Origin of the sequence: Mesorhizobium sp. M0208 (genome assembly GCF_040322015.1) — a bacterium.
Taxonomy (GTDB): Bacteria; Pseudomonadota; Alphaproteobacteria; order Rhizobiales; family Rhizobiaceae; genus Mesorhizobium.
Genome location: NZ_JAMYSP010000042.1, coordinates 43,062 through 54,696, shown reverse-complemented (window position 1 = coordinate 54,696; position 11,635 = coordinate 43,062). Strand labels below are relative to the sequence as shown.

The following is an 11,635-nucleotide window of genomic DNA, read 5'->3' as shown; positions in this document are numbered from 1 at the left end:
TGCAAGCCAACGATAGGATGGCAAACTGTTCGCGATGTCCTCGCACAGCTGTTCGCGATGTCCCCGGTCCAAACAGGGGGGAGATCGGCAGTTCCGCAGCCGGTTCCTTTCGGCCAGCTTCAGTGATTGGCGAAGGCAGAGATGAAAGCGCAATCTCCCCCCTTGAGGGGGAGATGTCCGGCAGGATAGAGGGGGGTGCCTTGGCACCAAACATTGGCGGCGGGCGCAAGAGCCAATCGATATGGCCTTCGATCTTGGCAGTGGCCGGCAGCAGCCCGGCAATCGCCAGCGCCAACGTGCTCTTGCCCGAGCCGCTCTCGCCGATGATGGCGAGGCGCTCGCCAGCGGCGACATCGAAGCTGATATGTTTCAGCGCAGCCACCTCGGCGCCGTCGCGGCGATAGGTCACCGTTAGATTGCGGATCGAAGCAAGCGCCGTCACGACAGGCTCTTTCTCACCGCCGCGGTCTCGACGACGCCTTCGCCGGCGAGATAGACGCCGAGCACGGTCAGCACGAGTGCTACACCCGGAATGATCGACAGGAAGGGCGCGGTGCGCAGCACGGCGCGGCCTTCGGCGATCATGCCGCCCCAGGTCACGCGGTTGGGGTCGCCGAGGCCGAGAAAAGACAATGCCGCTTCGGTGAGAATAGCCGCGGCGACGATCACCGACGACAACGCCAGGACGGGCGGCAGCGCGTTGGGCAGCACCTCGCGAAAGGCGATCTCCAGCGGATGCATGCCGATGACGCGGGCGCCGGCAACAAAATCGCGCTCGCGGATCGACAGCACTTCGGCCCGCGCCACGCGTGCCGGTCCGGTCCAGGCGCCCAGCGCGATCGCAGCGACCACGACGCCGAGCGACGGCCCGACGATGCTGACGAAAGCCAAAGCCAGCAGGAAGGCTGGGACGGTCTGGAAAGCGTCGGTGATGCGCATCAGTACCTCGTCGACAAGGCCGCCGGCAAAACCGGCCAACGTGCCGATTACGGCGCCGACGGCAAGCGCGGTGGCTGCTGCTGCCAGGCCGACCGCCAGCGAGGTGCGGGCGCCGTGGAAAAGCTCGGCCAGCACGTCACGGCCGAGGCGGTCGGTGCCGAGTGGCAGCGACCAGTCCTGGAACGGCGACAGCAATGCCGGCCCGGCAATGGCCTGCGGATCGCTCGGAAAGAACAAAGGTGCGGCAAGCGCCACGGCAGACAGCGCCGTCAGGATGACCGCGCCGGCGATCGCTTCCGGCGTGCGAAGAAAGCGGCGAAGCGGGCTCACGCGCCGGCCTCACTGGCCCCGACGCGCGGATCGAGGACGGCGTAGGCGATGTCGACGAGAAGGTTGATGATGACGACCAGGACGGCACTGATGAGAATGATGCCGAGCAGCAACGGCGTGTCGCGTGCCGCCACCGCTTCCTGCGCCAGCCGGCCAAGGCCTGGCACGGAAAAGACGCTTTCGATAACGACGCTGCCGCCCAACATCTGCGCGGACTGCAGGCCAAGCATGGTGACCAGCGGCAACAGCGCATTGCGGGCGACGTGAGCGAGCACGATGCGACGGCGGGAAAGTCCTCTGGCGCGGGCGGCCAGCACAAAATCCTGTCGCCAGACCTCGGCCATGCCGGCGCGCATCATGCGCAGATAGAGCGCGAGATAGATGAAGCCGAGCGCCGAAACCGGCAGGACGAGATGGCGGGCGATATCGGCGGCGCGATCGAGGCCGGTCCGGGCCGAGGCGATACTCTCGATCCCGCCGATCGGAAACCATCGCAGGTCGACGGCAAAGACGATGATCAGCACCAGCCCAAGCCAGAAGCCCGGCACGGCATAGAGCGCCAGCGAACCGATGGACAGAAAGCGATCGCGAAAACTGCCGGGCCTGGCGCCGGCATAGATGCCGAGTGCCGAGCCGAGACCGAAGGAGAGCGCGGTGGCGCTGCCCATCAACAGCAGCGTGTTGGGCAGGCGCTCGAGGATGACGTCGCGGATCGGCCGCGAAAAGGTGACCGATTGGCCGAGATCGAGATGCAGCAGCGCCCAAAGATAATTGGCGAGCCGCGTCAGTTCCGTCTGGTCGAGACCCCAGCGGTGACGCAACAGCTCGATCATCCCGGCGTCGCCGCCGGTCGAGACGATGTAGGCATCGACCGCGTCGCCGGGAGCGGCTTCGAGTAACAGGAAGGTGCCGATGACGACAATCAGCAGCACGAAGATGCTGCCGACGAGACGGCGGCGAAGGAGGATGACAGCGCGGGTCATGGCATAACGCCGATAGGAGAGCCAAGTCTTCGGTGCCGCGCTCTACGGCGCCCCCCTCTGTCCTGCCGGACATCTCCCCCACAAGGGGGGAGATCAGCTGTCATTGTCGCTTTCGCCAATCTCCAGCGTTGCAAGACGGCCGGCAACGCCAAAGCTGCCAATCTCCCTCCTTGTGGGGGAGATGTCCGGCAGGACAGAGGGGGGCGCGAAAAAGCTCTCATCGTTGAAGCTGAGCACACAAGCGGCGCGCAAGTCTGGAGAGACTTCCTTACCCCTCCAGCCAAGTGTCCGCCCAGTTCGATACCGCCCAGCGCGGATTGTTGGCGATGTTCCTGACCGTATCACGTGCGACGCTGATGAAACTCCATTCGGCGACGTTGATCAGTGGCAGGTCAGCGGCAACTTTTCTCTGGAACTCCTTGTAGAGTCCGGTGCGGGCGGCGGTGTCGAGCGTCTCCGATGCCTTGGCGATCAGGGCATCGAGTTCGGCGTTCTTATAGCCGCCCTGGTTGGAGAAGGGCACGCCGTCTGGAATGCCGCTCTGCACCAGGATGGTGGTCGAGATCGCAGGATCGCCGCGGAACACCGGCGGCCCGACCGCAAGGTCGAAGGCGTGGTCGGTGTAAACAGCCTTGATATGCGCGGCCGAGTCGTTGTTGACCAGCTGAGCGTCGATGCCGACGGCGGCGAGCGCCTGGCGCAGATAGTCGCCGAACTGCTTGGTCTCGTTGAAATAGGGCGCCGGCAGCAGTTTCAGTGAAAAGCGCTTGCCGTCATCGCCTCGGCTGTAGCCGGCCTCGTCCAGCAGGGTGTTGGCCTTGGCGACGTCGAAGGCGTACGTCGGCACGTCGGCGGTGTAGAATTGCGGGTCGTTTTTCGGCACCGGGCCAGTGGCGGTGGCGGCATAGCCGAGAAACACCGTCTTGACGACGAAATCCTTGTCGATGGCGTGAGCGATCGCCTGGCGCACTTTCAGGTCGGCCAGCTCCTTGCGGCGATGGTTGATCTCGACGACGAGCTGGTAGGTCAGCCCTTCATAACCCTTGGTGATCACCTTGAGGCCGGGCACTTTGGATATGCGGTCGAGATCGGCGAGGGGCACGGCGGAGAAGGCGGCGAGCTGGATCTCTTCGGCCTCGAGCGCGCTGGCCGCTGCTGTGCGGTCCGGCAGCACCTGATAGATGATCTCGTCGAGATAGGGCTCGTCCTTGCCCCAATAATCCGTATTCTTCTCCAGCCGGTAATATTCGCCGGGTTTGTATTCGGCGAATTTGAACGGTCCGGTGCCGACCGGGGCGTTGTTGGCCGGGTTGTCCTCGATCTTTCCGGTCTCGTAGATGTGCTTGGGCACCACGCTGCTCAGCGCCGGCAAGGCGTTGCGGATCAGCTGGAACGGTGTCGGCTTGGCGAATTTGAACACGGCGGTGGCTTCGTCCGGCGTGTCGACCGCCTCCAGATCCTTGAACACGGTGCGGCCGAGATTCTGCAACGGCTTCCAGATATGCAGCGCCGAGAACGCGACATCGCCGGAGGTGAAGGGTTTACCGTCATGCCATTTGACGCCCTCGCGCAGCTTGAACGTCACCGACAGGCCGTCGGTGGCACCTTCCCAGCTGAGTGCCAGGCGCGGATCGAGCCCGTCCTTGCCCTCAAAGGAGGCCTCAGCCAAGGTTTCTACGATCTTGCTCGAAATGAAGAAGACGCCGTTCGAGGCGACGATCGCCGGATTGAGATTGCGCGGCTCGGAATCAGCGGCGACAACCAGTCGTCCGCCCTTTTTCGGCGTCTGCGCCGACCCGATCGTCGGCATCGCGGTGGAGGCCAGCAGCAATGCCGAACCCGCAAGCATCGTACGTCTGGAAATGGTGAACTCTGGCATGATCGAACTCCGTCCTCTCCGCGGACCCGGCCGGGTCCGCCGTACCCCTCGGACGCTCGTAAGCATCCTGCACGGCTGATTATGGGCCTTGTGCGGGGTTTCGCCAAAGACGGAATTGGCGCATCCTCACGTGGCTTTGAAATTTCCGTCCGTTGGACCAGTTGTACGGAAACGGTTCGATGCGCGGTTCTGGCAGGACCCAGACTGGAGTAAAGTGCAGCAGGTGGACCAGCTTTGGGGCTGGTTCGCCCGTTCTGGCTGGACCAGATCGGGCAAAATGATGCAGATTAAGCATAGCCGAGGGTCAGAGCCGGAAAGCCGGTGCCGGCGAGCGGCCGGCCAAGGGATTTCAGGGAGAGAGACATGAACATTGCCCCAGGCAAGAATGCCGTCGGCGGCGTGCCGTTCGACCAGGCTCGGGTGGACGGGCTGATGGAGGAGGCCGGCATCGACGTGCTGCTCGCCACCTCCAAGCACAACACGCAGTATCTGCTTGGCGGCTACAAGTTCATCTTCTTCGCCGCCATGGATGCGATCGGCCACAGCCGTTATCTGCCTGTCGTCGTCTATGAGAAAGGTGGGCCGGAGCATGCCGCCTATATCGCCAACCGCATGGAAGGCGGCGAGCACCAGAACCATCCATTCTGGACGCCGACACTGCATGCCGCCTGCTGGGGCACGCTCGATGCCGCCAACCTGGCGGTCGAGCATTTGCGAAAGATCGGCAAGGGCAATGCCCGCGTCGGCATCGAGCCCGCCTTCCTGCCGTCCGACGCCTATATGCTGATCCGCAACGCGCTGCCGGATGCCAAGCTGATCGATGCGACTGATATGCTGGAGCGCATGCGCGCAATCAAAACCGAGGCCGAGTTGGAGAAGCTGCGCATCGCCTCCGAGCTGATCACCGATTCCATGCTGGCGACCATCGGCTGGGCACGCGAAGGCACGACCAAGAGCGAGATCATCGAACAGCTCAGGCGCGAGGAGACCAATCGCGGCGCGCATTTCGAATATTGCCTGTTGACGCTAGGCTCCAGCCACAACCGCGCCGCCTCGCCGCAGGCCTGGAAACGGGGCGAGGTGATGTCGATCGATTCCGGCGGCAACTACCACGGCTATATCGGCGACCTTTGCCGCATGGGCGTGCTGGGCGAGCCTGACGCCGAACTCGAGGATCTGCTGGCCGAGATCGAGACAGTGCAGCAGGCGGCCTTCTCCAAGGTCAAGGCGGGCACGCTGGGCGGTGACATGATTTCTCATGCCGAAGGCGTGCTGAAGAAGTCGAAGGTTGCGCCCTATACCGATTTCTTCGCGCATGGCATGGGGCTGATCACGCATGAAGCGCCGTTCCTGATGACCAACCATCCGGTGACCTATGAAGGCACCTATGCCGCAAAGCCGCTGGAGAAGAACATGGTGCTTTCGGTCGAGACGACCATGCTCCACCCGACGCGCGGCTTCATCAAGCTGGAGGACACGGTGGCGGTCACCGACACAGGGTACGTGATGTTCGGCGATCGGGGCCGGGGCTGGAACGCGGGCGGGGGTTAGGCGCTTCTATCCCCGCCCGGCGGGATCAACCTGAAATCCGGCAACTCCCGCAACGCCAGTTCCGGCCCGGCCGGCGAATAGACGACGAAAAGCTGCATCGGCCCATCGCCGGTATTGAGCGTCGAGTGGAAGCGGCTTTCCGGCACATAGATGGTGCAGCCGGGGCCGACTTTCTCGACGACCGGGTTGCCTTTCTCGTCCTCGACCATCTGCTCGCCATCGCCTGAGATGACGAAGATGATCTCCTCCGCACCCGGATGGTTATGACGCGTATGGCCCTTGCCCGACGGGAGGTCGACGACACCACCGGAAAATCGCTTTGCGCCGTTCACTTCGGGAGCGACCGTCAGCGACAGCCTGCCCCAGTCGAAGCCGAAGGCGCTGACGTCTTTTGGATATACGAACACCTTGCTGTTGTCGGTCATCGTCCCACCTTCTTTTGCTGGTCTCTACGCAGCGCCGAACGTGACGGCCTTGAAATCCGCCGTCTGCCTGGCGATCGAGGCTTCCGCCGGCAGCCGCTCCATCGAACTGGCGCCATAGAACCCGTGCAGGCCCTTGCAGCGCTCGAGAATATATCTGGCGTCGTCCGGCATCGAGATCGGCCCGCCATGGCAAAGCAGGATTATATCCTCGCGCACTGAGCGTGCCGCTTTGGCGATGGCGTCGATCTCGCTGACACAGTCGTCCAGCGATTTAGCCGACGTCGCGCCGATCGAGCCGCCGGTGGTCACCCCCATATGGGCGACGACGATGTCGGCGCCGGCTGTTGTCATGGCGCGCGCCTCGTCTGGGTTGAAGACATAGGGCGTGGTCAACAGGTCGAGTCTGTGAGCCTCGGCGATCATGTCGATCTCGAGCCCGAAGCCCATGCCGGTTTCTTCAAAACTCCGCCGCATCTGGCCGTCGAACAGGCCGATGGTCGGAAAATTCTGGACGCCGGAAAAGCCCATCGTCTTCAACTCGGCCAAAAGCAGCGGCATGATGACGAAGGGATCAGTGCCGTTGACGCCGGCCAGCACCGGCGTCTTCTTCACCACCGGCAGCACTTCGTAGGCCATCTCCTTGACGATCTCGTTGGCGTTGCCATAGGCGAGCAGGCCGGCGGCCGAGCCGCGCCCGGCCATGCGGTAGCGGCCGGAATTGTAGATGATGATCAGGTCGATGCCGCCGGCTTCCTCGGCCTTGGCCGACAGGCCGGTGCCGGCACCGCCGCCGACGATCGGCACGCCATCCGCAATCATCATGCGGAATTTCTCCAGGATTTTCTTGCGCGGTATGGCGGCCATGTCTTGGTGTCTCACTGTCTGGCGATGTCGAGGAAGGCCGTTGTGGCGGCCCAGGCGAATTCCGGATCGTTGATGTGCAGCGGCAGGCGCAGCACGCGCCGCGTTTTGGCGGGTTTGATGGTACGCTCGATCGCCTCGAACAAAGCGGCATCGGCTTCAGGGTCGAAGAAGGCGCCGCCTTCGATGTCGAGCGCCGACACGCCTTTCTCCGGAATGAGGAAACGAACCGGACCCTGGCAGAGGCTCAGCCTTGTCCCGATCCATTCGCCGATCGTCCTGCTTTCGTCGGCAGTGGTGCGCATCAGCGTGACGTTTGGATTGTGCTCATAAAACAGCCGGCCGCGATAGCGTTCCGGAATTGTCGGCGGCGCCCAGAAATTGACCATGTCGAGCGCGCCGACCGAGCCGATATAAGGCAGCCTGGTGCGGGCGATGGCGACAAAGCGATCTTCGGTCGCCGGCAGCACGCCGCCAAGCAGCAAGTCGCAGACTTCGGTCGTTGTGATGTCGATGACGCCGGACAACAGGCCGCTGTCGGCCATTTTTTCCATGGTGCGGCCGCCGGTTCCGGTGGCATGAAAGACCATGCAGTCATAGGTCGAACGAAGCTCATCGGCGATCGCGGTCACGCATGGCGTGGTGACGCCGAACATGGTCAGGCCTATCGAGGGTCTGCCGTCGGCCGGCGGCGCCGGCTTTGCCGCCATGCCTGATATCGCCTGGGCGGCATTGTGCAGCACGACACGGGAAAGTCGGTTGAGGCCGGCCATGTCGGTCACCGACGGCATCATGACGATGTCGGAGACGTCGACGTAAGGCGTGGTGTCACCGGAGGCCAACGTCGAAACCATGATCTTGGGCAGGCCGAGCGGCAGCGTGCGCATTCCTGCGGTGATGATCGAGGTGCCGCCACCGCCGCCAATGCCGATAATCCCGGCAATGTCGCTGCGCGATTGAACAAACCGGGCAAAGGCGGCAGCCATTGCCGCCACCGCGGTGCCGCGATCGTCGACGCCGAGCACGGCGTTGCGACCCTCGGAATGGTGGCTGGCGACCTCGTCTGCCGAAATGTCGACCGGCACGGTCGCGCCGCGTGTTCCGATGTCGACACGGGCAATCGAAGCGCCGGTAGCGGCGACCGCATCGGACAGAAATGCGAGTTCCTCGCCCTTGGTGTCGGCGGTGCCCACCACATAGATGCGCTTCATCGCGTTTCCCCGGTCTTGGGCGTGTTCGGCGCTGCCGCCCCTTTGCCTGGCCGTTCGATGGGCGAAGGGCCATTGCAATTTTTTGAGACGCGCGTATCGTATTAACATGGATGTCTCACGTCAACAAGCGACAGTGAACGACGACGCCGGCCAAGGCGCCAGCCCGCGGGCTGAGCGCGGGGCCCGCGCGCGCACCAAGCGGCTGATGCTGGAGACGGCGACAAAGCTGATGCAGGCGGGCGCCACGCCCTCCGTCAGCGAGGTGGCGGAAGCAGCGGAAGTCTCGCGCGCCACCGCTTATCGGTATTTTCCGAGCCAGGCGGCGCTGGTGCAGGCGGTGGTCGACGAAGGGCTCGGGCCGATCCTTACCTGGCAATCGATCTCTGCCGATCCGGAGCGCCGGGTCGCCGAGCTGTTCGACACCGCCATGCCGCGCATCGAGGCCTTCGAAGCGACGTTCAAGGCGGCGCTGAAACTGTCGCTCGACCAGTGGGCACAGCGACAGGCAGGCACGCTGGGCGGCGAACCGGCCTTCACGCGCGGCCATCGCATCGAGCTTTTGAAGGATGCGATCGCGCCACTCAAGGGCCAGTTGCCGCAGCGCGAATTCAAGCGGCTTGCGCAGGCGCTGTCGCTGATCTTCGGTGTTGAGATGCTGATCGTATTGAAGGATATATGGGGCTTGGATAGCCGCAGTATGATGTCGGTTGCGCAATGGGCGGCCGGGGCTCTTGTGCGCGCGGCTATGACCGAGTCGATGATTGAAGGAGATGGGATCGCGCCGACGACCGCCGTGAGATGACGCCAATCTGGTTCGACCAGATTTTCAACTTGGCTATTCATGCTACTGGCGATGCAGCGGCCCAAGTAAGGCATTCATGTATCATGGAGTAGGAAAATTCAGCGAAAACAGGCAGATATCGCAGAAGCCAGCTTGTCTGCGTGTCCGTCACCGTCCAAGAAAGGGCTTGACGTTCCTCTTAAATTGGTAATACCAGATCAGGACAAATAAAGCGGATCAAAGGTGAAGGCTGAGATCCGTTTCGGTCGAGCGAGGAGGCTCACAGACCGAAACGGTGCCGTCACGGGAGGACTACCAGGGCCGGCCTCGATGCCGGTTCTCATGAACGGTAGAATGCGCACAAGGGAGGAAATCATTATGCGCAAGACAATGACCAGCTTGCTTGCTGGTATCGGCCTAGTGCTCGCCTGCGGAACGTCCGTCTACGCGCAGGAAAAGGAACTTACAATCTTCTGGGCGGAATGGGATCCGGCCAATTACCTGCAGGAACTCGGCAACGAGTACGAGAAGGAAACCGGCGTCAAGATCACGGTGGAAACCACACCGTGGCCCGACTTCCAGACCAAGGCCTTCACCGAGTTCAACGCCCATGGCGACGCCTACGATATGGTCGTCGGCGACTCGCAATGGCTTGGTGCTGGCTCGACCGGTGGCCACTATGTCGACCTGACCGACTTCTTCAACAAGCACAAGGTCGGTGAAGTGATGGCACCGGCCACGGTGAAATACTATGCCGAATATCCGGGCGGCAGCAGCAAGTACTGGGCCATTCCGCTCGAAGGCGACGCCGTCGGCTGGTCCTATCGCAAGGACTGGTTCGAAGACCCCAAGGAAAAAGAAGCCTTCAAGGCCAAGTATGGCTACGATCTCGACGTGCCGAAGGATTTCAAGGCGCTACGCGACATCGCCGAATTCTTCTACCGGCCGGACCAGAAAAAATACGGCATCGCCATCTACACCGACAATTCTTATGACGCGATGGCGATGGGCTTCGAAAACGCGCTGTTCTCCTTTGGCGGCGAGCTGGGTGACTATAAGACCTACAAGGTCGATGGCTTCATCAACTCCGACAAGGCGATCGCGGCGCTCGACGCCTACAAGGAACTCTACAAGTTCACGCCTCCGGGCTGGGCCAAGTCGTTCTTCGTCGAGGACAACCAGGCGATCACTGAAAACCTGGCCGCGATGAGCATGAACTACTTCGCGTTCTTCCCCTCGTTGATCAACGAGGCGTCGAACCCGAACGCCAAGAACACCGGCTTCTTCGCCAATCCAGCCGGACCTGGCGGCGACCAGTTCGCCGCACTCGGCGGTCAGGGCATCTCCATCGTTTCCTACTCGCAGAAGCAGGAAGAGGCGACGAAGTTCCTGGAATGGTTCATCAAGGACGAGACCCAGAAGAAATGGGCAGCGCTTGGCGGCTACACCTGCAGTGCCGCCGTGCTCAAGTCGCCCGAATTCCAGAACGCCACGCCCTACAACAAGGCGTTCTACGAGACCATGTTCAAGGTCAAGGACTTCTGGGCGGTTCCGGAATATGCGGAACTGCTGCAGCAGCTCAACCAGCGCATCTATCCTTACATGATCGGCGGCGAAGGCACCGCCAAGGAGACGCTGGACGCACTGGCAGCCGACTGGAACGCGACCTTCAAGAAATACGGCCGCGGCCAATAAGCATGAAGTTTCACGGAGGGGGCGTTCGTGCCTCCTCCGTTTCTTTTTCTGATTCTTGAACCGGGAGCAGGGTCTTGGCGACCACGATGATCACCACGCTGGACAGGTCCTCGCGGGCCGCCGCTCGCGGTCTAAGCGACATTTCGATCCGCAATCTCTTCATCATCCCGACGATCCTGTTTCTGATCGTCTTCAACATCTTCCCGCTGATCTATTCGCTGGGCTATTCGTTCACCGATTTCCGCGCCTCGACCAGCGCGGCGGCGAATTTCGTCGGGCTGCAAAACTATCGCGACCTGCTCAGCGATCCCTATGTCTGGTCCAACTTCGCCATCACCGCAAAATACGTCATCATCTCGGTCGCCGGCCAGCTGCTCGTCGGCTTCGGCGTGGCCATGCTGCTCAATCGCGACATTCCGCTCAAGGGCCTGCTGACGACGCTCCTGTTGTTGCCGATGATGCTGTCGATGGCCGTCGTCGGCCTGTTCTGGAAGCTGCTCTACGATCCGTCCTTCGGCATCATCAATTATGCGCTCGGCCTCGGCACCTTCGAATGGCTGTCGAATCCGAAAATGGCGCTCTATGCGGTCGCGCTGACCGACATCTGGATGTGGTCGCCCTTTGTCATGCTGTTGTCGCTGGCCGGCCTGTCGGCTGTGCCCAAGCATCTCTACGAGGCAGCCGCGATCGACAGGGCCGGGCCGTTCTACACCTTCTTCCGCATAACGCTGCCGCTGGTTGCGCCGATCCTGATGATCGCGGTCATCTTCCGCACCATGGAGGCGTTCAAGACCTTCGACCTCGCCTACATCCTGACCAGCCAGCCGACGGCCGAGCTGATCTCGATCCGGCTCTATAAGATGGCGTTCCAGGAATGGCAGACCGGGCGTTCCTGCGCGCTCGCCTACATCGTGCTGATCATGGTGCTGGCGATCACCAACATCTATGTCAAATATCTCAACAAGGTGAAGGAGCGCTGA

The 11,635-nt window shown here is 62.3% G+C and carries 11 protein-coding genes; 4 read left to right on the top strand and 7 right to left on the bottom strand.

Going from position 1 to position 11,635, the window contains the following annotated elements; all coding sequences use genetic code 11:
* The 4 genes from NKJ17_RS28825 to NKJ17_RS28810 form a co-directional block, all read right to left on the bottom strand.
* Nucleotides 1-442: ATP-binding cassette domain-containing protein (locus NKJ17_RS28825; protein WP_352691139.1), on the bottom strand; the 442-nt coding region annotated here is incomplete at its 3' end.
* A complete protein-coding gene (locus tag NKJ17_RS28820) occupies nucleotides 439-1,269 on the bottom strand; it encodes an ABC transporter permease (protein WP_352506675.1) in 831 nt (276 codons plus the stop codon). The genes NKJ17_RS28825 and NKJ17_RS28820, both read right to left, overlap by 4 nt.
* The gene (locus tag NKJ17_RS28815) at nucleotides 1,266-2,252 is read right to left on the bottom strand and encodes an ABC transporter permease (RefSeq protein WP_352506674.1); all 987 of its coding nucleotides are present in this window, start codon (nucleotides 2,250-2,252) and stop codon (nucleotides 1,266-1,268) included. The genes NKJ17_RS28820 and NKJ17_RS28815 overlap by 4 nt, the downstream gene beginning before the upstream one ends.
* A gap of 268 nt (nucleotides 2,253-2,520) precedes the next feature.
* Nucleotides 2,521-4,131 (bottom strand): ABC transporter substrate-binding protein, encoded by a 1,611-nt coding sequence (locus NKJ17_RS28810; protein WP_352506673.1) that lies wholly within the window; start codon nucleotides 4,129-4,131, stop codon nucleotides 2,521-2,523.
* Nucleotides 4,132-4,494: 363 nt separating this feature from the next.
* Here NKJ17_RS28810 and NKJ17_RS28805 point away from each other — a divergent pair, with 363 nt between their 5' ends.
* Complete coding sequence (locus NKJ17_RS28805) at nucleotides 4,495-5,682, top strand: M24 family metallopeptidase (RefSeq protein WP_352506672.1); 1,188 nt, start codon at nucleotides 4,495-4,497, stop codon at nucleotides 5,680-5,682.
* Here the strand turns inward: NKJ17_RS28805 and NKJ17_RS28800 are convergent.
* Genes NKJ17_RS28800 through NKJ17_RS28790 form a run of 3 tightly spaced genes read right to left on the bottom strand, consistent with a single transcriptional unit; the run spans nucleotide 5,679 to nucleotide 8,179 of the window.
* Nucleotides 5,679-6,107, bottom strand: a complete 429-nt coding sequence (locus tag NKJ17_RS28800) for a cupin domain-containing protein (RefSeq protein WP_352691137.1) — start codon at nucleotides 6,105-6,107, stop codon at nucleotides 5,679-5,681. The two genes, NKJ17_RS28805 and NKJ17_RS28800, sit on opposite strands and share 4 nt — an antisense overlap.
* 24 nt (nucleotides 6,108-6,131) lie before the next feature.
* Nucleotides 6,132-6,971 (bottom strand): phosphoenolpyruvate hydrolase family protein, encoded by an 840-nt coding sequence (locus tag NKJ17_RS28795; protein WP_352506670.1) that lies wholly within the window; start codon nucleotides 6,969-6,971, stop codon nucleotides 6,132-6,134.
* 11 nt (nucleotides 6,972-6,982) lie between these two features.
* Entirely contained in the window at nucleotides 6,983-8,179 is a 1,197-nt protein-coding gene (locus NKJ17_RS28790) for a Tm-1-like ATP-binding domain-containing protein (RefSeq protein ID WP_352691135.1), read from the bottom strand.
* Nucleotides 8,180-8,285: 106 nt separating this feature from the next.
* On the opposite strand from NKJ17_RS28790, the gene NKJ17_RS28785 reads away from it, so the two are divergent.
* The 3 genes from NKJ17_RS28785 (at nucleotide 8,286) to NKJ17_RS28775 (ending at nucleotide 11,635) form a co-directional block, all read left to right on the top strand.
* Nucleotides 8,286-8,981, top strand: a complete 696-nt coding sequence (locus tag NKJ17_RS28785) for a TetR/AcrR family transcriptional regulator (RefSeq protein ID WP_352506668.1) — start codon at nucleotides 8,286-8,288, stop codon at nucleotides 8,979-8,981.
* 357 nt (nucleotides 8,982-9,338) lie between these two features.
* A complete protein-coding gene (locus tag NKJ17_RS28780; protein WP_352448404.1) occupies nucleotides 9,339-10,655 on the top strand; it encodes an ABC transporter substrate-binding protein in 1,317 nt (438 codons plus the stop codon).
* 74 nt (nucleotides 10,656-10,729) lie between these two features.
* A complete protein-coding gene (locus tag NKJ17_RS28775) occupies nucleotides 10,730-11,635 on the top strand; it encodes a carbohydrate ABC transporter permease (protein ID WP_254816733.1) in 906 nt (301 codons plus the stop codon).

Excerpts from the sequence above, each read along its gene's own strand:
- NKJ17_RS28815 (WP_352506674.1), bottom strand. The coding sequence starts at position 2,252 with ATGACCCGCGCTGTCATCCTCCTTCGCCGCCGTCTCGTCGGCAGCATC.
- NKJ17_RS28785 (WP_352506668.1), top strand. The coding sequence starts at position 8,286 with ATGGATGTCTCACGTCAACAAGCGACAGTGAACGACGACGCCGGCCAA.
- NKJ17_RS28805 (WP_352506672.1), top strand. The coding sequence starts at position 4,495 with ATGAACATTGCCCCAGGCAAGAATGCCGTCGGCGGCGTGCCGTTCGAC.
- NKJ17_RS28790 (WP_352691135.1), bottom strand. The coding sequence starts at position 8,179 with ATGAAGCGCATCTATGTGGTGGGCACCGCCGACACCAAGGGCGAGGAA.
- NKJ17_RS28810 (WP_352506673.1), bottom strand. The coding sequence starts at position 4,131 with ATGCCAGAGTTCACCATTTCCAGACGTACGATGCTTGCGGGTTCGGCA.
- NKJ17_RS28780 (WP_352448404.1), top strand. The coding sequence starts at position 9,339 with ATGCGCAAGACAATGACCAGCTTGCTTGCTGGTATCGGCCTAGTGCTC.
- NKJ17_RS28800 (WP_352691137.1), bottom strand. The coding sequence starts at position 6,107 with ATGACCGACAACAGCAAGGTGTTCGTATATCCAAAAGACGTCAGCGCC.
- NKJ17_RS28795 (WP_352506670.1), bottom strand. The coding sequence starts at position 6,971 with ATGGCCGCCATACCGCGCAAGAAAATCCTGGAGAAATTCCGCATGATG.